Raw genomic sequence first — 21808 nt, forward strand, 5'->3', positions numbered from 1 at the left:
GATCATCATTTAAGTTCGACTGCGGCAGGCAGCAGCGAAAGGGAGAATACGTCATGCGCTACAAGCTATTTGGCAATCACACTGGTCTCCGCGTTTCGGAATTTGCATTGGGCACTGGAAATTTCGGTACCGGTTGGGGTTATGGTTCCACACCCGACATCGCGCGGCCAATCTTCGACGGCTATGCCGAAGCCGGGGGAAATTTCATCGATACTTCGGACAGTTACCAGTTTGGTCAGTCGGAGAGCATGATAGGAGAATTCATCGCCCCGGAGCGTGATAGCTTCGTGCTCGCTACTAAATACTCGCATGGCGCATCGGCGGATCCCAGTCTTTCCGCCGTCGGTAACAGCCGTAAATCCATGATCCAGGCAGTTGAAGCCAGTCTGAAACGGCTGAAGACAGACCGCATCGACCTGCTCTGGGTGCACATGTCCGATGAAATGACGCCGATTGAAGAAATCGTTCGCGGTCTCGACGACCTCGTCCGGGCTGGCAAGATCATATACACCGGTTTCTCCAACTTCGCGGCTTGGCGCATTGCCAGTGGCGCGACCATCGCATCCCTGCGCGGCTGGACACCGGTGGCCGGTCTCCAGACGGAATATAGTCTCGTGGAACGCAGCGCAGAACGTGAATTGCTACCGATGGCGAAGGGCTTCGGGCTGGGTACGGTTGGTTGGTCGCCGCTTGGAGGAGGATTGCTCACGGGCAAGTACCGTAGGGGCGAAGAAGGTCGTGCTACGGGCCTCGGGGTCGTTATCCAGCACGAAGACAGCCCGCAGCGAACCGCGATTATCGACGAATTGCTGGCGATTTCCGATGAGATCGGCGCAGCCCCCAGCCATGTCGGCATTGCCTGGGTTGCCGCCAAAGGTGTGATGCCGATTATAGGTCCCAAAACCGTCGAGCAGCTGCGCGACAATCTCGCTGCCGCGTCGCTTGTCCTCACCGCGGAACATATCGACCGGCTCGACAAAGTGAGCGCCATCCCCCTTGGTGCGCCACATGAATTGCTGACAAATGCCCGGACGAAGCAAAGACTTGCAGGTGGCAAACTCGAGCTTCTCGACCTCTCATCCGCGCCATTGATTTGATGCGGGTGTTTGGTGTCTGATCACGGCACTATTGGTGCCGACGCGCAACGAGAGTAGCCCAGTGCAGCAGTAGGCAGACTGACGCCGATGGTGGAGTTCAGATGGAAAGCCATTTGACAATTAGCGATTGCAACACACGTGCAGCCGACGCTTCGTCGAGATTGCCGCGCATCATCTCCTTCGAAATCGCTTCTGCTGCGCCGACAATTCCTACACAACGCAAACGAAGTTCGATCGCAGGCAAAGCAGCATAGGGCGACAGGGTTTTGCAATACAGGTCGACGTAGCCGTCGATCAGGCTTGCCTGAAATCTCTCCATCGCCTCATCGCCCTTGAGTGCTGCCGATATCGCGGACCATTCAGGGCCAATAGAACGGTAGCACGCCATATACGCATCGCTCATGACGCGTGCAATGTCGTCAAGCTGTTTTGGCGTTTCCTCGATCGCAGCAACAAGTTCGTCAACCTGCCGCTGATCCAATTGCTCATAAAGGGCAATCAGCAGGCCAGCTCTGGTCCCGAAATGCTCGTAAGCAATGGGCTTGCTCACGCCAGCCCGCTCGGCCAGATAGCCGAGCGTCAGAGCATCCGTACCCTGCTCCCGAATTATATAAAGCGCCGTACTCAAAAGCTGATTACGTCTCTGAGCCTTCGGCATTTTCTTAGCTGAAACTGTCGCCATACGGCTCGACCCTTCATGAACGTCAGAATTCCGGATTGAGGCCCTTGTATTATTACTATTAGTAACCTACTATTAGTAATAATACAAGGAGCGAGTGGAATCGCCCCTCGCATTCACCATTGTCCAGTTTCAAGAAGGAGTCGAGGTCATGTCATTACTCGAAACAAAACCTGTTCTGATCATCGGCGGTTCGGGTATCGTTGGAGCAAAAGCCGCGCAGATCCTGCGCCAGCTTCACCCGGATCTACCGATTGCTATCGGCGGCCGCGATACCAACAGGGCGCAAAACATTGCCGAAGTCGTCGGCAATGCCTTCGCTGTCAAGGTTGATCTCGAGCGCAACGATCTCGGCCAGGGAGAAGGGACTGGCTATAGCGCGGTTGCCGTCTTCGTGAAGGATGAAACGCTTAACAGCATGAAATATGCACAGGCCCATGGCTTGCCATATCTAAGTGTTTCCAGCGGGGTATTCGAGGTCGGACCGGAAATGGCACTGGCCATACGCAACCCCGGACGTGCCCCAATCCTCATGGCGAGCAACTGGTTGGCGGGTGCCGCAACCTTCCCGGCACTTCAGGTCGCGCGTGATTTTCGTACCATCGACAATATCACGATCACTGTCGTGCTTGACGAAGAGGACATGGGCGGCCCCGCAGCTTTTGCGGATTATCAGCGGCTCACGCAATCCGCACCCAATCCCCTGCAACTCAAAGACGGACATTGGCGTTGGATCAAAGGGGAAGCAGCCACACGGCGATATACCGATATAGACGGCACGGACGTCGAAGCCAACGCGTACTCGCCGCTTGACGTACTCAGCCTCGCCACCGCAACTGACGCAAAGTCCGTACGTTTCGATCTTGTCTATGGCGTGTCTGCGAGCAGACGACGGGGCAACGCTTTTTCCACGGAGATAGCTGTCGAGACCAGTGGCGATCTGTTGACTGGCGAAAAGGTGCACCAGCGTCTTGATATCGTCCATCCAGAGGGTCAGGCTCCGCTTACGGCGCTGCATGTCGCACTAGGTATCGAACGTCTTCTTGGTCTGCATGGCGGTGAACCGGTCAAACCCGGCCTCTATCTCCCCGACTTGCTGATGGATCCGGAATATGTCGTGCGGCGCATGAAGGAATTCGGCGCATTGTTTCGGCAAAGCTGATGCCAAACCAGCTGTGGGTTTCCGTCTGGAAGTGCCGCATGGCCTTCTCCTGAACAGCAAAGGGATGCTAAGGATTCCGCGCGCGCCACCTCGCGCGTGGAATCACTCGAACGCTTGGAGAAACGATGAAGGTCGATATCGACATGGGAGCGGCGCCAGCCGGCGCGAAAGCCATGCTCGATCTGGAAGAGCTTCTGGCTACCCGCCTGCTCGTCCAAGGCAACTCTGGATCAGGCAAATCGCACCTGTTGCGCCGCCTGCTTGAACAAAGCGCCCAGTGGGTGCAGCAATGTGTTATCGATCCGGAGGGCGATTTCGTCACGCTGGCCGACAAGTACGGCCATGTGGTTGTCGATGGCGCTCGTACGGAGAATGAGCTGACCCGTATTGCCGCGCGTATTCGTCAGCACCGGGTTTCCGTCGTACTTGACCTCGAAGGGCTGGATGTCGAACAACAGATGCGCTGTGCTGCGGCCTTTCTCGGCGGCTTGTTCGATGCTGAGCGGGACTACTGGTATCCGATGCTCGTCGTTGTAGACGAGGCGCAGCTTTTTGCGCCAGCCGTTGCCGGAGAAGTCTCCGACGAGGCGCGTAAGCTCTCCCTCGGCGCCATGACCAATCTGATGTGCCGCGGCCGAAAGCGGGGCCTCGCCGGTGTCATCGCCACCCAGCGTCTGGCCAAGCTGGCCAAGAACGTGGCCGCCGAAGCATCCAACTTCCTGATGGGACGCACTTTTCTCGACATCGACATGGCCCGTGCTTCCGACCTTCTTGGGATGGAACGGCGCCAAGCAGAACAATTTCGTGATCTGGCGCGCGGTCATTTCGTTGCGTTGGGACCAGCGCTTTCACGCAAGCCACTGGCCGTCACAATCGGACCGGTGGAGACCTCTGCCCGGTCATCGAGCCCAAAATTGACGCCACTGCCTCAGCCGGGTGAAGACGCCCACGATTTGATCTTCACGCCGGCACCGGAAGAGCGGCGTGCCATTGTCCGCCGCACGCCTCCTCCGCCAATACCGACCCCCACTGCCGACATTTTGAATCAGCTCACGCAAGCCAAAGCCCTCGTACAAGCCGAAGCTCCTGCGCTGACGCTTTTTCCGGAGATTGATCAAGCGGAGCGCAATGATCGGATCGATTCAGTGATGCATGAAATGCTGAATGATCCCGACGCTTCCTTCCGCACTGATGCCGTCCTCTACCAGGACTTTCTCGTCCGTTGCCGTATTCGCCGTGTACCGGGCGAAGCACTGGCACTTCCCGAGTTTCGTCGCAGACTAGCGGTCGCTCGGGCTGGTATTGACGGAGAAACGGCGCAAAGCGAGCCATGGCAGCAGGCGCTGGAGCTGTCAAAGGCCCTGCCCGACGATGTTCAGGGCGTATTCTTCATTGTGGCGCAAGCTGCGGTCACAAATAGTCCCTGCCCGTCGGATGCGACATTGGCCCGCGCCTATGGCACGCATTCGGCCAGGCGAGCCCGACGGCTTCTCACCTATTTCGAAGAACAGGGCTTGATTGTCGTTCGCACCGATTTCACCGGCAACCGCGTCGTCGCCTTTCCGGATCTCGGCCGTGAGACAGCAGCCGGTGATCCGAATGGTCCCGACGAAGTCACACCAGAACAGCACGCCGCTGAATAATCAATCGATCTCTACCAGAAGCGGTACCAATTCTCCCAGATGCCTGATCTCCCGGAAACGCGGCTCGGCAACTGGCGCATCGACATGTTCGAGTACCCATGTCAATTCGTGCGGTACGAACACGCCCCAACTACCAGCCTCTATCGCCGGAACCACATCGGATTTCAGCGAGTTGCCGATCATCATGGCTCGTTCCGCACCATCGCCATGACGACTGAAAATCCGTTCGTACGTTTCTCTGTGCTTATTGCTGACGATTTCCACCGCATCGAAGAAATCACCGAGCCCCGATTGCGCCAGCTTGCGTTCCTGATCAAACAGATCGCCCTTCGTGATCAGCACGAGTCGATATTGATCGGCCAGTTGCTCCAGCGTTTCCTGCACATGCGGTAAAGTTTCAACCGGATGACGCAGCATTTCCCGACCGGCGGCCAGAATCTCGGCGATGACCGAAGCTGGAACCTGACCTTCCGTTACTTCGACTGCCGTTTCGATCAATGAGAGTGTGAATCCCTTGATTCCAGATCCATAAACATCGAGATTACGCTTCTCGATGGCAAGTAATCGCTCGGACAGGCCGGCAACCTCGACATGAGCAGACAATAGATCCGTAAAGTGCATTTCCGAGCTCCGGAAGAACTGTTCGTTCTGCCAGAGTGTGTCATCTGCGTCGAAGCCGATTGTTGTAATGGAATTAGGCATATCAACAGCGTCCTTCGCCAATCACCTGGTAACCCGCGTTGCCAGCCTCGCAGGTATTGCCAAAAGTTTGGACGGAATTGCCGCGGCGGGCACATACGGGCGCGTATTGCTGTGTGCACATGCGGGGCTGCTCGGGTCTATGGGGCCGTCCGTCCCAGCCGCTGTCCGGTCTGTCCTGAAAACTGCATTTCCCAGAACCGATAATACGATAACCTTTGGAACGTGCTTCGCAAGCATTGCCGAATGTCTGGCGCTCGGAATTACGAACGCCGCAAACCGGCGCATATTCGCGTGTACAAATCTGCGGCCGCTCTGGCCGCGGATGGTGCGGCCCGCTATCCTCTGCCGAAACGGTACAATTGGCGGCTATGACCGCCACAGCCATTATCGCACCAATTCTCAGGAAATTCCTCGGCTTCGCTTGCATCACATCTCCCTTCATTCAAACCTTGCGCAATCAGATCAAAACAATGGAATCATTGCGCTATACCTCTTATCAGAAATATCGCTGTGCTTTATGCCTGTGCGCAGGTGCACGTAGGGGATGACTACGGAGTGAACAGGCTCAGACGGCTCAGCTTGATGGCAGCATTCGTCCTCATGCCCCCGCTCAATGCGTGGTCTGCGGACAATCCGTCCGTTTCAACGCCAGTGCAGCCACCGGTGCCAACCGTTGGCCAAATCTGCGCAGCCATCGCGACTCAGGCCGATGGCCATGGGGTCCCACGTGATTTTTTTGCAAGGTTGATTTGGAAAGAGAGCCGTTTCGACGTGTCGGCGACAAGCCCTGTTGGTGCTCAAGGTATCGCGCAGTTCATGCCCGAGACCGCCAAGGAGCGAAATCTGGACGATCCCTTCGATTTTGCCAAGGCACTACCAGCCTCCGCTGCGCTTTTGAAGGACCTCCGCAGATCATTCGGTAATTGGGGTCTGGCAGCTGCGGCTTATAATGCTGGCCCGACGCGCGTGGCAAATTGGCTTTCCAGCGGCGGCTTTCTCCCACTCGAAACGGAAGAATATGTCCTCGACATTACGGGGCATTCGGCAGACGATTTTGCTGCTGGAACCGAAATAAACGCACGCCCCCTCAACGCCAAGCTCAGTTTCGATGCGGCGTGCCGCCAGTTGCCCATTGTCCGCTTTTCCACGATTGCCATGGCTCAGATCAAGCCCAAGCCGTGGGGTATCCAGATTGCCGGAAACTTCCGCCGTTCGGCCGCTGTCGGTCAGCTTCAGCGCTTGCGCCGAAGCTTTCCAGCCATTTTGAACCAGCATGAACCAGTGATCAGCCGCTACCGTTCCGCCTTGGGACGGCGTGGTATCTATGCGGTACGCATCGGTGCAGACAGCCGAAACGAAGCCAATCAAATCTGTGCCCAGCTGCATAATGCCGGGGGCGCCTGCATCGTGCTGCGCAATCGATAGCAGTCAAGGATGGGGCCAGGCTCACGCAATTTCCATGATGTCGAAAGGTACCCCATCGGGAATGCCTAAAGAAATTTCCTACTCCTAAGTATGTAGGCTGCAATGTCGTTCGTTATAGTCGTCTAAATGATAGAAAAACTTTTGCTTGCCAAAAAACACTTATTCTAGCAGTCTCAATGTGTTCGGGCATTTGCGAACACTGGAAGACTGGAAGAACGGCGCGCCGGAACCGCAAGAATACCGGGTCGGGAGAAATCTCGGCAATGATCGGCTCCTTTCCTGAATTCGAGAACTGCCTGCATGATTTCCGTTGGATGTATCTCACAGAAGACGGCTCTACCAATCCCGCAAACCCGGAGGGGAACGCGGTAAGTAAGGAAAAGGAACGAAGCATGGCACAGACCGGTACGGTCAAATTCTTCAACAGTGAAAAAGGCTTTGGCTTTATCAAGCCGGATGACGGCGCAGCGGATATTTTCGTTCATATTTCCGCCGTTCAAGCTTCCGGACTCACAGGTCTCGCAGACAATCAGAAGGTGTCCTTTGATACCGAGCCTGATCGTCGCGGCAAGGGACCAAAGGCCGTCAATATCTCGGTCACTGAATAATACTGGGCGGCTAACACCGTCAGAAAGATCCCCGGTCAGGAATCGGGGATTTCCGTTCCTTAAATTTTGTGGCGCGCCCGAGTGGCCAGTCGCCGAGTTGAAGCTTTTGCGCTTCGCTGCCTTGGATTTGCTGAATTTGTGTGTGCTTTCTCTTCCCGTCAGGAGTGACGTGGAATGAATTCCTGCGATGTCCGTTCAGCTTGCATTCATGCTCATGCGGATAAAACAGACACCACGGCTGGCGCCCTCACCTAAGTCCAGCCCAACACTATCAGGCAAGCATATAATCGCTTCGCCAAGGATGCTTCAAAGGAGGCACAAATGAACAAAGGCACGAAAATTGCCGTCCTTGCAGCCGCCGCTCTTGCAACGGTCATGGTACCCCTCAGCTCAGCATCGGCAGACGATTGGCGCTGGCGCCGCCATCACCACCACGACAACGGCGGCGACGCATTGGCGGCCGGCGCAATCGGCCTTGCGGCCGGCGCCGTACTCGGCAGTGTCCTTGCCCAACCGCGTGAACCGGAAGTTATTTACCGCGATTATGACGATGGCTATCGCCCGGCTTACCGTGCCGCGCCTGTTCGCGTATATCGTGAGGCACCACGCTACTACGGTTCTCTGGAGCCATGGTCCCGTGAATGGTACCGTTATTGCTCAGATCGATATCGCTCGTTCAACCCGGAAACCGGCACATTCCGAGGGTATGATGGAGGCGACTACTTCTGCAATGCCAACTGATGTTGCTTGGATAGCTTCGACGAGCCGCCGGGAGACCGGCGGTTTTTTTATGGTTGCAGGAACGGATTAGTGCGGCGCTCTTCGCCAAAACGCCCGCCAGGCCCGTGTCCGCAGATGAATCCGATATCGTCTCCGAGCGGCAACAGCTTTGTCTTGATGGAGTTGATCAAGGCGGCGTGGTCGCCACCCGGCAAATCCGTACGCCCCACCGATCCGTTGAACAGGACATCGCCCACATGGGCAAACTTGGCCACCCGGTTGAAATAAACGACATGGCCCGGCGCATGGCCCGGACAATGCAGGACTTCGAAGGCATGCGAACCAAACGACACCGTATCACCGTCGTTCAACCACCGGTCCGGGGTGCAGTTACGAACCTTGTCCGCAATGCCATACTGCAAGGCCTTTGCTTCCAGACTATCCAACAAAAAACGGTCCGCTGCGTGCGGCCCGATGATGTCGACGCCAAGCGCATCCTTCATGTCCATAGCCCCGCCCGCATGATCGATATGGCCATGCGTAATCCAGATGGCTTCAACCACGATGCCATTTGACTGGATTGCATTCAGGACTTGATCATTGTCCCCGCCTGGATCGATGAGAACACCATGCTTGTCGTCACTGTCAAAAAGGATCGTGCAATTCTGCTGGAACGCCGTAACGGGAATAATACCGGCCTGCAATTGTCCCATTTCACGATAGTCCCATGCTAGATCAATCTTATTTAGTATCTACTGCAAAGTGCACTCAAATGAAAAGGGCGGTCATGGACCGCCCTCGAAATCGTTTGCTTTCCGATAGGATCAGGTCTTGGCCATAGAGTTCTTGATTGCCCCAACAATCGCAGTCAGAATAAGGCCGCCCACACCGCCGCCGGCGACTTGTCCGATGATCGAGCCAAGATCCAGACCCGACGATGCTGCTGCATTTGCCACGACTTCAGCACCACCGGAACCGAGGAATTGCGTCAAATAACCACCGATAAGTCCGCCAATACCGCCGGCAACAGTATTGCCTGTTGTGCCGAGGCTCAGGTTTTTTAGAAGGCCGCCGACAATATTTCCGCCGACACCACCCGAGATAAGCTGGATAATAATAGGAAGAAGCGCTTCCATGATTGACACCCCGTCAACGTTTCAAGCCAGACTCATGCCTGACCTGTCTCATGTTGACTAAGTTTTAAGCAATGTCAAACAGCTTGATACCTCTATTCGAAGGTATCCAAGACTATTTTGCATTCTACTTTCGATCACTCCGCAGCTGCTTTCTTTGGCATTACTTCAGCAGCATAATCATTCATCAGATTGACAGCAATTTCGCCCACCGTGAAACGATACGAGCCGACTTCCGAAACTGGAGTAACTTCAGCGGCAGTGCCTGTAAGGAAGCACTGCTCGAAACTCTCCAGTTCCTCCGGCATTATGGCCCGTTCGACAACTTCATATCCACGGCGCTTTGCCAGATCGATAACTGTGCGGCGCGTAATACCGTCGAGGAAACAATCGGGCGTCGGCGTGTGAATGACGCCATCCTTGACGAAGAACACGTTGGCACCGGTTGCTTCGGCAACTTGGCCACGCCAATCGAGCATCAGGGCGTCAGCATAGCCCTTGGCTTCGGCGGCGTGTTTGGAGATCGTGCAGATCATGTAAAGGCCAGCGGCCTTGGACTTGGATGGGGCTGTTTTAGGGTCTGGACGGCGATATTCCGCAAGGTCAAGGCGGATGCCTTTAAGTTTCTGTGCTGGATCGAAATAGCTTGGCCATTGCCAGATGGCTATCGCGACATTGATTTTGTTCGCTTGGGCCGCGACGCCCATCGATTCACTGCCCCGCCACGCGATCGGACGGACATAGGCATCCTTGAATCCCTGTTTGGCCAGAAGTTTGCGGCTTGCTTCATTCAACTCTTCAACGGTGAAAGGTATTTTGAATCCAAGAATCTTTGCCGATTCGTGCAAGCGTTCGGTGTGCTCGTTAAGCTTGAAGATCTCGCCGCCATAGGCGCGCTCCCCTTCGAAGACTGAGCTAGCATAGTGCAAGCCATGGGTCAGCACATGAATCTTTGCATCCGCCCAGCGAACGAATTCGCCATTCATCCAGATGTAACCTTCAAGCTGATCAAATGGAACGGATGCCATGTTTTCCTCCAGGCGTTTGATTCCTGATAATTTTGCGGGTTTGAGCCTGCACTAACTGGTCCCGATTACCAATTGGTGTACATTGCCCACGGCACCAATAGGCGTTTCAATAAGGAAAATGTCCCAGAAACACTTATTGGCTTTTCGTTTAATTCAAAATGTAGCCAACAGCTTGCCAAAAATTATCAGCAGTCTAAAATTAAGTCAATAAGACTGACATAATTTTCGGACAAGAGCGGGAACCCTGCATGAAATCTTATACACCAGATAGACATATCGAGACAGCCCTGACCAAGAAAGATGCGAGAGAACTCGACATCATTGAGCTGTTTTTCTTTGCATACCGTGACTTTACCGCCGATCCGGACATGATCCTGGAGAAGCTTTCATTTGGCCGGGCGCATCATCGCGTTCTGTACTTCATAAACCGTAAACCCGGGATGACGGTGGCGGAATTGCTGGATGTCCTTCAGATTACCAAGCAAAGCCTTGCCCGTGTACTCAAGCAACTTATTGACACAGACCATGTCGTCCAGATTCCCGGTCCACGGGACCGGCGCCAGCGCGAACTTTACCCGACACCAAAGGGCCGCGACCTCGCACTGGAGCTTGCGGCACCGCAATCACGCCGCATTACCAGTGCATTGGATCAAATCGGTCATTCTGATCGGATCATCATTGAGCATTTCCTTAAGGCCATGGTGAACCCCGCCCAATGGCAACAGATCGACAGTTTACCGAAGGCAGGGTAGAACCATGCGGACCCTGCCACTCGTTTCGATGAACAGGGGCACGAAAGCGAATGCCCGAAAAAAGAGGACCGACATTGGTGAGTGACGAACTTCCACTTTCAGACGATGCGCCACATCTGCTCATTGTTGATGACGACACCCGAATTCGAAATCTTCTGTCGCAATATCTCACCGGCAGCGGCTTTCGCATTACGGTGGCTGCCAACGCAGACGACGCTCGCCGTAAGCTTGCGGGAATCGATTTTGATCTTCTCATTCTTGACGTGATGATGCCGGGGGAGAGCGGCGTCGCCCTGACCCAGTCGTTGCGCAAGGAAAAGACTGTCCCGATCCTCATGCTGACCGCTCTATCGGAAACCGACAGCCGCATCACCGGACTGGAAGCAGGAGCGGATGACTACTTGCCAAAGCCTTTTTGATCCGCGTGAACTAATTCTCCGGATCAATAATATCCTGCGGCGAGGTGCCCCCGCTACGCAGGCGAAGATCGAGCAGATCGTATTTGGCCCGTATACGTTTATAATCGCCAAACGTGAACTCAAGCGCTCAGGGGAGTTGATCCGCCTGACGGATCGGGAACAGGATATCATGGCTATTTTCGCGGCACGGGCCGGGGAAACGGTACCACGCCATGAGTTGACTGGGCAGGAAGGCGATGTCGGCGAGCGTACGATCGATGTGCAGATCAACCGCCTGCGCCGCAAGATCGAGAACGATCCTGCCAATCCTGTTTGGTTGCAGACGGTGCGCGGCGTCGGCTATAAACTGAGCGTGGAGTAGCAAGACAAGATCTACACCACGCTATGAACCGAGTGCGCAAGCGGATACCGACAAGATGGCAACGACCGACTCCGCAAAACGCGCATTGGCAGTCAGAAAGCGCCACTGGCGGCGCAAGCGAAGCACCCTCCTTGCCCCATGGCGGAAGCTGACGCGATGGCTCGCGCATTGGATGCCAAAACGGCTCTATGCGCGCTCGCTGATCATCATTATCGCACCAATGGTACTACTCCAGTCCGTTATCGCTTTTGTCTTCATGGAGCGCCATTGGCAAACTGTTACGCAACGCCTGTCCACAGCGGTGGTTCGTGACATTGCCGGTATCATCGATCTCATGGACACCTATCCCCAAGACCCGGGCTACGAGAATCTGATCCGGATCTCGCGTGAGAGACTGGCGCTCAATATCTCGATTCTCCCGGCTGATCCGCTGCCCGCACCTGGTCCCAAGCCGTTCTTTTCGATTCTTGACAGCATCTTGGGTGAGGAGATTACCAGGCAGATCAACCGTCCCTTCTGGATCGATACGATTGGTGATTCCGACCTGGTAGAGATCCGTATCCAGCTGGAGGATAAGGTCTTGCGCGTATTTGCCCGCCGAAGTCAGGCTTACGCATCAAACACCCTGATTTTTCTTGTCTGGATGGCGGGTTCTGCGCTTGTCCTGCTTGCCATTGCAATCCTGTTTCTTCGTAACCAGATCAAACCGATACAGCAACTCGCGACGGCGGCCGACAGCTTTGGCAAGGGGCGCGCACCGCCACCCGACTTCAAGCCGCGTGGTGCTGAAGAGGTACGCCGTGCTGGTGCGGCATTCATCGTCATGCGCGAACGCATTGAACGGCAGATTGAGCAGCGCACGACTATGCTCAGCGGTGTCAGCCACGATTTACGCACTATCCTGACCCGATTTAAACTTCAACTCGCCCTGGTGGGTAACAAAGTCGATACCGATGCCATGGAGCAGGATATCGCGGATATGCAGTCCATGTTGGAAGGCTATCTGGCATTCGCCCGCAGTGAGGCCGAAGAAGAGACGGGAACCTTCAATCTGGAGCGCTTCTTTGCCAAACTGAAGGAAGAAGGTGCGTTGCTGGAGCGCGGATTTGAGTCAAGCATCCGGGGCGAGCCAGAAATTCAGGTCCGCCCGAACGCATTCTCACGCCTTATTTCCAATCTTGTCTCGAATTCGTTCCGTTATGCGACCAACGCATCCGTCACCGCCGATCATCGCGAGGGCTGGCTGACAATCACCATTGACGACGATGGCCCCGGCATCCCAAAGGAAATGCGCGATGAAGTATTCAAACCCTTCTTCCGGCTGGATGAAGCACGCAACCAGGATGCAGGCGGAACCGGGTTGGGCCTCGCCATCGCACTCGACATTGCCCGCAGCCATGGCGGCGACATCTCACTCGATGAGAGCCCGAAAGGTGGTTTGCGGGCGGTCGTCCGAATACCGGCATAGTCGCAATCAGGGTCAATCAGGCCTTACGCGGCTCGCTCACCAACCAGTGCTGGACGATTGGGCGGTGCAATTTCTGTTTGTTTCGGATGGCGGCCAGTTCACAACCGGCGGTGCAGAAAATCCGACGCTGACGATTGTCAGTCTCGCGATCCGGCAGGCGGACTATATCGCCAAGGAGATGGTAGCGAAGACAATTTAGCGTCAGGTCAGCTCCACCCGAGCGCTGACAAAGCTACGCCATTGGCACAATTCCAAGGGGAATTGATTCAGTGGTGTAGCTATTCGCAGGAGATTCTAGAACAGCTTGCCGCCATTCGGCACGGGCTTGCTTATGGCAGCGAGGACAACAGCTCCTTCCTCATCCGGAAATCCGAGGGTCAGAACTTCCGACATGAATGGCCCGATCTGGCGCGGTGGGAAATTCACCACTGCCATGACCTGGCGGCCCTGCAGCTGGTCCATCGTATAATGCTTCGTAATCTGCGCCGAGGATTTCTTGATGCCGATTTCGTCTCCAAAATCGATTTTCAGTTTGAACGCAGGCTTACGTGCTTCGGGGAAGGTTTCCACCTCGACGATAGTGCCGACGCGAATATCCACTTTCTCAAAATCGTTAAAACTGATGGTCATAAACTCAACCGTTGAATTGATCTGGTTTCGCTCAGGCTGAACCTACCGTCTCGAACAGTATACTGTCGAGCGATTCCCGGGCTGTCGAACCTGACCAGACAACGAACTGGAAAGCCTGAAAATAGGTCTCGCAGGCGTCCAAAGCGCTGGAGAGCAGCACTTCGACCTGTTTGCTCGTCGGCTCGGCTCCACCCGAGAGCAGCAGCGACTGGCGATACATGACCGCTCCTTCCTGCCGCCAAAGATCAAAATGGCCCATAAGTAGCTGTTCGTTGATGAGTGACAGCAAACGCATCACTTCATTGACGCGCGGCTCGCTCACGGCAATATCAAAGGCGCAAGCCAGATGCAGCGCTTCGAAATCCTCCATCCACGAAAAGGAAATCTGGTAGTCGGTCCAGCTCCCCTCGACAGTGATGGCAATTTCATCTTCCCCAGTGCGCTCGAACGCCCATTCGTTGGCGTGGGCTACATGCTCAATCACATCAACCGGATGCAAATCGCGCGCAATTTCTATTTCCAGAAGGCTCATCGCCACTACCTGCTAAATCGAATCTCATATGACGCTGCGGGAGCACAGCGCACCCACCCGAATGACACAAACGCTTGAAAACTCACCGGCAGGAAGAACGCACCAACCGGACCACGGTTAAGAACCAGAATAACCGCTACATGATCCTAGAAACGAATCATGCTGTAATTTCAGTGTATTGATGCTGAGTCCGAGCGCCAGTCCCCTTTTGATCGAATGGCGAGAATGGGTGTGGACAGACGCTCCCAAAAGGATTCACAACCTGCCTTTAACTGACTCTAAGAAAACGATTTTCGGCGATTTCCACCTGTTGATAAATTCTTAAGATTAATTTTGGGGATTGCGGATTGGGCGGTGGAAATATCAAGAAAATACCCGCAAGGACCGCAGCATCCTTCGCGCGGAGGTCCAAGCTCGGGAAGCGGCGATTTTGATTGCCCCAAAAAATAGCGTTCTTGCTCGGTGACAATCGCGCGGTGGCGATCCTGAAATGTCCGTCATATATCCGATATCCACACCATCTAGACTGATGTTCTTGCCAACTCAAAGGAGACCGGCGATGTCCAGCGAAACAAGTACGACTGTGTCCGCAAGCCAAAAGAATGATGACGGACAATGGTATTATGTGATCACCACTGGTGGCGAACAGGGCCCAAAGGTAGGACCGTACGAAACAGAAGAAGAGGCGATCGCAGCAGGCGAACAACAGCTGGCGAAAAGCAGCAACGCCTGACTGAAAATTGGGTTCGAAAACCCAGTAAATCATGTGGCGTGAAAATATCACGAAATCCGTGGAGCAGCGGGACCGATCGCGTCTGTTCATGTCATGAACTCGGGCAATGCGGCCGCCAACGCATCGACAGCAAGGCGAACCTTCAGCGGCAAATGAGGTGTCTGCAGCCATAGGGCGTAGCAGTCGTAAAGAAATTCGGGCTGATCCGGTAACATTGGGATTAGTGTGCCCGCCTCAATGCGCTCCCTGATGAGCCAGCGCGGCAGCCAGGCGAGCCCCATGCCGGCGGTTGCAGCATCGGCGATAGCGTCCATGTCGTCGAGCCGTATCCGGCTGATTGGCAAGACCTCCATTGGAGGCGCATCATTGCGGGGAAACAGCCATGGGCGTACACGGCCTGAGCGGCTGTAGATGATCGCATGATGTGTGCTGAGCGCCGCGATCTCCAGTGGCCGGCCGTACATCTCCACATAGGATGGCGACGCGCAAACGATCATGCGCTGGCGTGCGACGCGGCGCGCGATCATACCGGCCTTGCCCTCCAGACTGCCGGTGCGGATGGCAAGATCATAGCCATTCTCAGCCAGGTCAGCGATGCGGTCATTGAACGACAGATCAAGTTCCAGCATGGGATATTGCTGTGCAAGTTTCAGCAGGATGGGCGCAACGCAGCGCCTGCCGAATAATGCCGGCATGGTGACACGCAGCCTTCCACAGGGATCGGAAAGGTGGTCGGACGCCAGCGCATCCGCTGCTTCGGCTTCCGCGAGCACCACCCGGCAGCGTTCATAATAAGCGCGTCCGAACTCTGTCAGGCTTTGGCGGCGGGTGGTCCTGTTGATAAGTCGCACGCCGAGACGCTGTTCCAGAAACTGGACGTGCTTGCCAACCATTGGTCCGGACAGATTGAGTGCGGCCGCGGCCCCCGCGAACGAGCCCAGGTCCACAGCTTTAACGAATACGGCCATACTTGTAAGGCGATCCATATTCAAAACTCTTGGTTTCGACTGTTCTTCATACAAGCCAATTTATTGCAATAATGCCAGCAGCTATAGCTTATTATGTCAAAATCTTTTGGAGTTATGGCAATGACGCGCGTTATTCGCTTTCATAAGCATGGTGGTCCCGAGGTCCTGCGCATTGAAAACGTCGATGTTTCCCCGCCCAGCCGCGGCGAGATTCAAATCCGCGTCAAGGCGCTTGGCCTCAACCGCGCCGAGGCCTTGATGCGCTCGGGCTCGTATATCGAGCCGCCGCCATTGCCATCCGGTCTTGGCCTTGAGGCGGCCGGCATCGTCGAGGCGGTGGGCGCAGACGTGCACGGTTTCGCACTGGGCGACGCCGTTAGCGTTGTTCCGCCACTGTCGATGGTCCGCTGGCCAGCCTATGGTGAGCTTGCGACATTTCCTGTCGAGATCGTTGTTAGGCATCCGCCGTCACTGAGCTGGGAACGCGCGGCAGCCGTCTGGATGCAGTATGTCACGGCCTACGGGGCGCTGATCGATATTGCCCAACTCCGCAGGGAGGATTTTGTCGTCATTACCGCCGCATCCAGCAGTGTCGGCCTTGCCGCGATCCAGATTGCCAACCTGGTTGGCGCGACCCCGATCGCGGTCACACGGACGTGTGTTAAGAAGCAGGCCTTGATCGAGTTAGGTGCAGCGCATGTCATCGCTTCAGCGGAGGATGATCTGGAGGCCCGGCTAAGGGAAATCACCGGCACTGAGGGCGTACGGGTTGTGTTCGACGCAGTTGGCGGCCCATTAATCGAGCCGCTGACGGCTGCAATGTCACGGGGTGGCATTCTCATCGAATACGGCGGCTTGGGCTCAGATCCTACCCCCTTCCCGCTGTTCACCGTGCTGAGCAAGAGTCTGACGCTGCGCGGTTACCTCATCCATGAGATCGTCCGGGATCCGGCACGGTTGGAGGCCGCCAAGACGTTCATTGTCGATGGGTTGATATCCGGTTCGCTACAGCCAGTAATTGCCAGAATTTTTCCGTTCGACCAGATCGTAGAGGCGCATCGCTTTCTGGAGTCAAATGAACAACTAGGGAAGATTGTCGTGACCCTTTGACATTCCGTGATCTTCGGTCCGAAACGCGTTGATGCGCCGGACCGAAGTCCACCAAACCCGCCGGTAACAATTCGGAAATTACGTCTTCTTTGTACGGCCGCCACCAGACGCAGCAGGCTTTTCCAAAGTATCGCCCGGAGCTTTCTCTTTTGCGCCTACAAGAGCTTCCAGCGCCTCGATACGGGCCAGGAGCGCCGTGTTTTCCGCCCTGGCGCGGATTGCCATTTCGCGCACAGCCTCGAAATCCTCGCGCTGCACCACATCCATCGTGTTGAGCAAGCGTTCTGCCTGGCCACGGAACGCTGTTTCGACCTCGCGGCGCACGCCCTGTGCCGCTCCCGCGGCGTCTGTTACAAGCTTTGCCAGTTCATCAAGAACGCGATTTGATCCATTGGTCATGGCGGTACCTCCTCTGCTGCGCCGTGCTCCCTTTGTGCATAAAGGACGCAGTAGCACCTTGAATTGCGCACATCCTTGTCGAAACCTCTTCCAGTTTCAAGGATATGCGCCGGTTCCCAATCAGATAATCGCCGTCCGGTGTGATTGCAAGCAAGTTGGGCATTGGATCGTCCGCATGCAAATGTTACCGGAGAGGCAACTTGACGCTCTTCATGCCCTCGCGCATGGTCCCGCCGATCATCAATCACGACTGGAGTGCCTTTGTGAGCGAAATCCTTCTTCCGACATTTGCCGCGATCGCATTTCCGGATATTGATCCTGTGCTTTTCTCTATCGGCCCACTGTCAGTCCATTGGTACGGTTTAGGCTATGTGGCCGGGATTCTCTTTGCTTGGTGGTATGGCAAGAAACTGATCGGCAAGCCTCGCCTTTGGGCGAATAACACGCCACCGATGAAACCTGCGGACCTTGACGATTTTGTCCTGTGGGCGGCACTTGGCGTCGTCCTTGGCGGTCGCATGGGCTACATCCTCTTTTACGACCTTGCTCGTTATGTCTCCAACCCGCTGGACATATTCAAAGTCTGGGAAGGTGGCATGTCGTTCCATGGTGGTCTGCTTGGCACCATTCTGGCGATGATACTCTTTGCCCGGTCGCGTAGGATCAATGTCTACAGTATGTTTGACACCGTCGCCGCCGGCGTGCCGGTTGGCCTTGGTCTTGTCCGGGTGGCAAACTTCATCAACAGCGAGCTCTGGGGACGCCCAACCGACGTTGCATGGGGCATGATCTTTCCAACTGGCGGACCTTTCGTCCGCCATCCGAGCCAGCTCTACGAGGCAGCCCTGGAGGGCATTGTTCTTTTTACAACCCTCGCACTCTTGATCTTTTATGGGCGGAAGCTGAAAAGCCCGCGCTTCATCAGCGGCGCCTTCATCACTCTATATGGTCTCTCCCGCATCTTCGTTGAGTTTTTCCGCGAGCCGGATGCACAAATCGGCTATCTTTTTGGCGGGTGGCTGACCATGGGTATGGTGCTTTCCATTCCCATGGTGATGATCGGCTTCGCCTTCATATTATCGGCTCGTAATCCCGAGGTTGCCACCGGACGATGAATCTGAAGCAACGCATCATCCGCCAGATAGAAGCCACCGGACCGATCAGCGTTGCGGACTACATGGCGATGTGCCTCTTCGACCGCGATGCCGGTTACTACACCACGCGCGAACCGTTCGGGAAAGACGGGGATTTCATCACAGCGCCAGAAGTCAGCCAGATTTTCGGGGAATTAATTGGCGTATGGTGTGTCAGCGCATGGCAGGCGCTCGGCGCCCCAAGCGAATTCGTCCTTTGTGAAATGGGCCCCGGACGCGGCACGCTGATGAAAGACCTGATTCGTACAGCCATAAAGCTGGCACCGGATTTCATGACTGCTGCGAAGATCCACATGGTGGAGATCAGTGATCGGTTGACCCAGATCCAACAATCGGCACTCGGCAAACACTCGAATGCGATTGTTTGGACCAAGCAGCTCCGCCAGATTGGGCCTGGGCCCCTTGTTCTCATCGCAAACGAGCTATTCGATGCCATTCCTTCGCGCCAATATGTCAAGATAAAGGGCCGTTTTGTCGAACGCACGCTTGCACTTTCGATGCCAGAAAGAATCTTGTCTTTGCTGCGGGATCTGGCGCGATCGACCAGGCTCTGCTTCCGCCAGCTGCTAATATCGCGCCAGAGGGCAGTATCTTCGAAATAGCCCCGGCCCGCAGCGCCATGATGCAGGAGATTTCCGAGCGGATCCACGCCGAACGCGGAGCAGCTCTCCTGTTTGACTATGGCCATTTGCAACCAGGTTTTGGCGATACATTGCAAGCTCTGAGCCGACATTCGTCTGTTGACGTATTGCATATCCCAGGAGCGGCAGACCTTACGACCCACGTGGATTTCCACAGCCTGGCTCAGGCCGCTCGTGCAGAAGGCTGCAAGACGAGCGCCATGAGCCAAGGCGAATTTTTGCTTGCAATGGGATTGCTTGATCGAGCCGGTGCGCTGGGACGGGGCAAACCAGCCGCTTTTCAAGACCAAATCCGTGGCGACGTTGAACGGCTCGCCGGACCTGAACAAATGGGGACACTGTTCAAGGTATTGTGCGTGACCGATCCCGCCACCCATACTTTCCCGTTCGAAGCGAAATGACATTCAGGCAATTGACTTCAATCGATTGCTCAACCACCATCCGCAGCCTTGAAAGGCATCCGGCATGACCACATCCGACAAACCAGCTCCACTGCGTTCTACCTTGCTGGGATCACCCGAAAAAGATCGAATCGCTCACGGATTCTTCACCCGCAAAGGTGGCGTTTCAGGCGGAATCTATCGTGGATTGAATGTCGGTAGCGGTTCGAACGACAATCAGGATCATGTCAAGGAGAACCGCCGGCGGGTCGCGGAATCGCTCGGTGCGCCACTGTCGCGCCTCGTGACAGTGCATCAGGTTCATTCCCCTGACGTCGTCACCGTGACGGCTCCATTTGCCGGCGACAGACCGGACGCAGATGCGATGGTCACAGCCACTCCCGGCATCGTCATTGGCGCATTGTCAGCCGATTGCGGACCGATTCTCTTTGCCGACACTGAAGCCAAAGTCGTCGGTGCCGCCCACGCCGGATGGCGGGGCGCCATCGGCGGCGTGCTTGAAAACACAATTGACGCAATGATCGCCCTTGGCGCGCAACGTGATAGAATACATGCTGTTCTCGGCCCAACGATCGGCCCCGACAATTACGAAGTTGGCAGCGAATTCTATGACCAATTTATTCGAACCGATCCCGCATACAAGGGTTACTTTCGCGACTCGATCAAGGATGGCCACAAGATGTTCGATCTGTGGGCTTTTATCATGACGAGACTCGATCGTGCCGGGGTGAACGCCTCATCGCTACAGGCATGTACTTATGCAGATGAGGATCAGTTCTTCTCCTACCGCCGGACGACCCATCGCAAGGAACCGGACTACGGCCGCCAGATCTCGGCGATCACTATCACGGAGTAACAATATGGCCCTTCATTTCGAACCGGAAGAATTTGCCGCGCGCCGCGACCGGCTTATGATAGTGATGGCCGAGCAGAAGCTGGATGCGGTCCTGCTGTTTGCGCAGGAAAGCATGTATTGGCTTACCGGCTACGACACCTTCGGCTTTTGCTTCTTCCAGTGTCTCGTCGTGAAGGCCGATGGCAGCAATGTCTTGATGACCCGCTCCGCCGATCTGCGGCAAGCGCGCCAGACTTCCAACATCGAGAACATCATTGTTTGGGCCGACCGCGACAATGCCAATCCCGCAGCAGATTTGCGCGAAATCCTGAATGATCTCGATCTGCTTGGGTGCCGCATCGGCATTGAATATCAGACCCATGGGCTGACCGCGGCCAACGGACGGAAGCTGGACGAACAGCTCACCGCATTCGGACAGCTCGTCGATATTTCGGGTATTGTCGACAAGCTGCGTGTTCTGAAGAGCCCTGCAGAAATCGTATATAGCCGCAAGGCTGCTGAACTGGGTGATGAAGCCCTCGATGCCGCGGTAAAGCTGACGAAGGCGGGTGCCGACGAAGGTGCTATTCTCGCCGCCATGCAATCGGCGATATTCATCGGCGGTGGCGACTATCCGGCCAATGAGTTCATCATCGGCTCCGGTGAAGATGCGCTTCTGTGCCGCTATAAGGCCGGCCGGCGCAAGTTGACCAAGAATGATCAGCTGACATTGGAATGGGCCGGCGTCTATCGCCACTATCACGCCCCCATGATGCGTACTGTACTCACAGGCAAGGCTTCGAAACGCCATCAGGAACTCTATGAAGCGGCCCATGAAGCGCTGCTTGCCGTCGAAGCTGCCATGACACCTGCCTCCACGTTCGGCGATGTCTTCGACGCACATGCCAAGGTTATGGAGAGCCACGAGCTGACCCGCCACCGCCTCAACGCTTGCGGCTATTCTGTCGGCGCGCGCTTTACGCCGTCATGGATGGATATGCCGATGTTTTATTCCAGCAATCCGGAACGGATTCAGCCCGATATGACACTATTTGCCCACATGATCATCATGGATTCAGATACCAGCACGGCCATGACCCTTGGCCGGACATATCTCACGACGAATGGTGATGCGGAGCCGCTTTCTCGCCAGCCTCTTGACTTGATCGTAAAATAAAACTTTTGTCTGCTTCTATTTTCTTAAGTGG

The 21808-nt window shown here is 55.5% G+C and carries 24 protein-coding genes and 2 pseudogenes; 16 read left to right on the top strand and 10 right to left on the bottom strand.

Annotated features, from left to right (window positions below):
* The first annotated feature begins 53 nt into the window (after positions 1 to 53).
* Complete coding sequence (locus N8E89_RS02600; RefSeq protein ID WP_262261065.1) at positions 54 to 1097, top strand: aldo/keto reductase; 1044 nt, start codon at positions 54 to 56, stop codon at positions 1095 to 1097.
* A gap of 97 nt (positions 1098 to 1194) precedes the next feature.
* Here the strand turns inward: N8E89_RS02600 and N8E89_RS02605 are convergent, their stop codons facing one another.
* Complete coding sequence (locus tag N8E89_RS02605) at positions 1195 to 1725, bottom strand: TetR/AcrR family transcriptional regulator (RefSeq protein WP_262261066.1); 531 nt, start codon at positions 1723 to 1725, stop codon at positions 1195 to 1197.
* Positions 1726 to 1927: 202 nt separating this feature from the next.
* Between N8E89_RS02605 and N8E89_RS02610 the strand changes: the two genes are divergently transcribed.
* Entirely contained in the window at positions 1928 to 2938 is a 1011-nt protein-coding gene (locus N8E89_RS02610) for a Rossmann-fold NAD(P)-binding domain-containing protein (protein ID WP_262261067.1), read from the top strand.
* A gap of 125 nt (positions 2939 to 3063) precedes the next feature.
* Positions 3064 to 4581 carry a helicase HerA domain-containing protein gene (locus N8E89_RS02615; protein ID WP_262261068.1) on the top strand — a complete coding sequence of 506 codons (1518 nt, stop codon included), beginning with the start codon at positions 3064 to 3066 and terminating at the stop codon, positions 4579 to 4581.
* Here N8E89_RS02615 and N8E89_RS02620 read toward each other — a convergent pair whose 3' ends face one another.
* On the bottom strand, positions 4582 to 5283 hold the full coding sequence (locus tag N8E89_RS02620; protein ID WP_262261069.1) for an HAD family hydrolase: 702 nt from the start codon (positions 5281 to 5283) through the stop codon (positions 4582 to 4584). It lies immediately after the preceding gene.
* Position 5284: 1 nt separating this feature from the next.
* A complete protein-coding gene (locus N8E89_RS02625) occupies positions 5285 to 5725 on the bottom strand; it encodes a Kazal-type serine protease inhibitor domain-containing protein (protein ID WP_315975672.1) in 441 nt (146 codons plus the stop codon).
* Between the two features lie 140 nt (positions 5726 to 5865).
* Here N8E89_RS02625 and N8E89_RS02630 point away from each other — a divergent pair, with 140 nt between their 5' ends.
* The 3 genes from N8E89_RS02630 (at position 5866) to N8E89_RS02640 (ending at position 8057) form a co-directional block, all read left to right on the top strand.
* Positions 5866 to 6708 (top strand): transglycosylase SLT domain-containing protein, encoded by an 843-nt coding sequence (locus tag N8E89_RS02630; protein WP_410010351.1) that lies wholly within the window; start codon positions 5866 to 5868, stop codon positions 6706 to 6708.
* A 392-nt stretch (positions 6709 to 7100) separates the two neighbouring features.
* Positions 7101 to 7316 carry a cold-shock protein gene (locus N8E89_RS02635; RefSeq protein WP_099998216.1) on the top strand — a complete coding sequence of 72 codons (216 nt, stop codon included), beginning with the start codon at positions 7101 to 7103 and terminating at the stop codon, positions 7314 to 7316.
* Positions 7317 to 7637: 321 nt separating this feature from the next.
* Positions 7638 to 8057, top strand: coding sequence for a BA14K family protein (locus N8E89_RS02640; RefSeq protein WP_262261070.1), 420 nt, complete (start codon positions 7638 to 7640; stop codon positions 8055 to 8057).
* Positions 8058 to 8104: 47 nt separating this feature from the next.
* On the opposite strand, the gene N8E89_RS02645 is transcribed toward N8E89_RS02640, so the two are convergent.
* The 3 genes from N8E89_RS02645 to N8E89_RS02655 all read right to left on the bottom strand — a co-directional run bounded on the left by N8E89_RS02645 (position 8105) and on the right by N8E89_RS02655 (position 10197).
* Positions 8105 to 8749 (bottom strand): MBL fold metallo-hydrolase, encoded by a 645-nt coding sequence (locus N8E89_RS02645; RefSeq protein WP_106664012.1) that lies wholly within the window; start codon positions 8747 to 8749, stop codon positions 8105 to 8107.
* A gap of 111 nt (positions 8750 to 8860) precedes the next feature.
* A complete protein-coding gene (locus N8E89_RS02650; RefSeq protein ID WP_106664013.1) occupies positions 8861 to 9172 on the bottom strand; it encodes a hypothetical protein in 312 nt (103 codons plus the stop codon).
* A 134-nt stretch (positions 9173 to 9306) separates the two neighbouring features.
* Positions 9307 to 10197 carry a branched-chain amino acid aminotransferase gene (locus N8E89_RS02655; RefSeq protein ID WP_113172150.1) on the bottom strand — a complete coding sequence of 297 codons (891 nt, stop codon included), beginning with the start codon at positions 10195 to 10197 and terminating at the stop codon, positions 9307 to 9309.
* Positions 10198 to 10445: 248 nt separating this feature from the next.
* On the opposite strand from N8E89_RS02655, the gene N8E89_RS02660 reads away from it, so the two are divergent.
* The 4 genes and pseudogenes from N8E89_RS02660 (at position 10446) to N8E89_RS02675 (ending at position 13396) form a co-directional block, all read left to right on the top strand.
* Positions 10446 to 10949 carry a MarR family winged helix-turn-helix transcriptional regulator gene (locus N8E89_RS02660; protein WP_106664015.1) on the top strand — a complete coding sequence of 168 codons (504 nt, stop codon included), beginning with the start codon at positions 10446 to 10448 and terminating at the stop codon, positions 10947 to 10949.
* A 50-nt stretch (positions 10950 to 10999) separates the two neighbouring features.
* Positions 11000 to 11729, top strand: a pseudogene (locus N8E89_RS02665) (response regulator).
* Positions 11730 to 11901: 172 nt separating this feature from the next.
* A complete protein-coding gene (locus N8E89_RS02670) occupies positions 11902 to 13197 on the top strand; it encodes a sensor histidine kinase (protein ID WP_262261804.1) in 1296 nt (431 codons plus the stop codon).
* A gap of 64 nt (positions 13198 to 13261) precedes the next feature.
* Positions 13262 to 13396 (top strand): hypothetical protein, encoded by a 135-nt coding sequence (locus tag N8E89_RS02675; RefSeq protein WP_410010393.1) that lies wholly within the window; start codon positions 13262 to 13264, stop codon positions 13394 to 13396.
* A 95-nt stretch (positions 13397 to 13491) separates the two neighbouring features.
* Here the strand turns inward: N8E89_RS02675 and N8E89_RS02680 are convergent, their stop codons facing one another.
* Together N8E89_RS02680 and N8E89_RS02685 are read right to left on the bottom strand one after the other, a co-directional pair.
* The gene (locus N8E89_RS02680; protein WP_262261071.1) at positions 13492 to 13827 is read right to left on the bottom strand and encodes a tRNA-binding protein; all 336 of its coding nucleotides are present in this window, start codon (positions 13825 to 13827) and stop codon (positions 13492 to 13494) included.
* A gap of 31 nt (positions 13828 to 13858) precedes the next feature.
* On the bottom strand, positions 13859 to 14359 hold the full coding sequence (locus N8E89_RS02685) for a type III secretion system chaperone family protein (protein ID WP_100001028.1): 501 nt from the start codon (positions 14357 to 14359) through the stop codon (positions 13859 to 13861).
* A gap of 559 nt (positions 14360 to 14918) precedes the next feature.
* Here N8E89_RS02685 and N8E89_RS02690 point away from each other — a divergent pair.
* Positions 14919 to 15092 carry a hypothetical protein gene (locus tag N8E89_RS02690; protein WP_162707068.1) on the top strand — a complete coding sequence of 58 codons (174 nt, stop codon included), beginning with the start codon at positions 14919 to 14921 and terminating at the stop codon, positions 15090 to 15092.
* 86 nt (positions 15093 to 15178) lie between these two features.
* On the opposite strand, the gene N8E89_RS02695 is transcribed toward N8E89_RS02690, so the two are convergent.
* Positions 15179 to 16078: a LysR family transcriptional regulator gene (locus tag N8E89_RS02695; RefSeq protein ID WP_262261072.1), complete on the bottom strand. Its 900-nt coding sequence runs from the start codon at positions 16076 to 16078 to the stop codon at positions 15179 to 15181.
* Between the two features lie 102 nt (positions 16079 to 16180).
* Here N8E89_RS02695 and N8E89_RS02700 point away from each other — a divergent pair, with 102 nt between their 5' ends.
* Positions 16181 to 17170, top strand: coding sequence for a zinc-dependent alcohol dehydrogenase family protein (locus tag N8E89_RS02700; protein WP_262261073.1), 990 nt, complete (start codon positions 16181 to 16183; stop codon positions 17168 to 17170).
* Positions 17171 to 17248: 78 nt separating this feature from the next.
* Here N8E89_RS02700 and N8E89_RS02705 read toward each other — a convergent pair whose 3' ends face one another.
* Positions 17249 to 17569 carry an accessory factor UbiK family protein gene (locus tag N8E89_RS02705; protein WP_262261074.1) on the bottom strand — a complete coding sequence of 107 codons (321 nt, stop codon included), beginning with the start codon at positions 17567 to 17569 and terminating at the stop codon, positions 17249 to 17251.
* A 224-nt stretch (positions 17570 to 17793) separates the two neighbouring features.
* Here N8E89_RS02705 and lgt point away from each other — a divergent pair, with 224 nt between their 5' ends.
* From lgt to N8E89_RS02725, 4 genes and pseudogenes are all read left to right on the top strand, one after another.
* Positions 17794 to 18684 (top strand): prolipoprotein diacylglyceryl transferase, encoded by an 891-nt coding sequence (gene lgt, locus N8E89_RS02710; protein WP_410010352.1) that lies wholly within the window; start codon positions 17794 to 17796, stop codon positions 18682 to 18684.
* Positions 18681 to 19765 (top strand): annotated as a pseudogene (locus tag N8E89_RS02715) (class I SAM-dependent methyltransferase). Before lgt ends, N8E89_RS02715 begins: the two are co-directional and overlap by 4 nt.
* A gap of 64 nt (positions 19766 to 19829) precedes the next feature.
* Positions 19830 to 20621, top strand: a complete 792-nt coding sequence (gene pgeF, locus N8E89_RS02720) for a peptidoglycan editing factor PgeF (RefSeq protein ID WP_106664022.1) — start codon at positions 19830 to 19832, stop codon at positions 20619 to 20621.
* Between the two features lie 4 nt (positions 20622 to 20625).
* The gene (locus N8E89_RS02725) at positions 20626 to 21777 is read left to right on the top strand and encodes a M24 family metallopeptidase (protein WP_262261075.1); all 1152 of its coding nucleotides are present in this window, start codon (positions 20626 to 20628) and stop codon (positions 21775 to 21777) included.
* The last annotated feature ends 31 nt before the right edge of the window (positions 21778 to 21808 follow it).

It is taken from the genome of Phyllobacterium sp. A18/5-2 (genome assembly GCF_025452215.1).
Lineage (GTDB): Bacteria > Pseudomonadota > Alphaproteobacteria > Rhizobiales > Rhizobiaceae > Phyllobacterium > Phyllobacterium sophorae.